Origin of the sequence: Micrococcus sp. GbtcB5 (genome assembly GCF_019091605.1) — a bacterium.
In the GTDB taxonomy this organism is placed as follows: domain Bacteria; phylum Actinomycetota; class Actinomycetes; order Actinomycetales; family Micrococcaceae; genus Micrococcus; species Micrococcus luteus.
Genome location: NZ_JAGXJK010000340.1, coordinates 1 through 246, shown reverse-complemented (window position 1 = coordinate 246; position 246 = coordinate 1). Strand labels below are relative to the sequence as shown.

At 69.9% G+C, this 246-nt stretch carries 1 protein-coding gene; it reads right to left on the bottom strand.

Annotated features, from left to right (window positions below):
* Window positions 1-246, bottom strand: a 246-nt coding sequence (locus KVS67_RS12610; RefSeq protein WP_217565509.1) for an aldehyde dehydrogenase family protein, incomplete at both ends; no start/stop codon positions are given.

Below are 246 nucleotides of genomic sequence, written 5' to 3'. Positions count from 1 at the left end.
TGCAGCTGGGAGGGCCAGCCGGCGTAGTAAGGGAAGCAGTCCGCAGCGGCGCGGACGACAAAGGCGCTGGCGATGCCCACGCCATTGCCCTGGACGAGGGACTCCAGGAGCGCGAAGTCCTCGAGGCGTTCGGTGATCAGGTTGGAGACCCGCCACAGCAGGACCTCGCGTACATTCGGCCGCATCCGCACCCATGAGCCCCCGTCGAAGGCGGCACGGGCCGCGGCGACGGCGGCGTCGATGTCG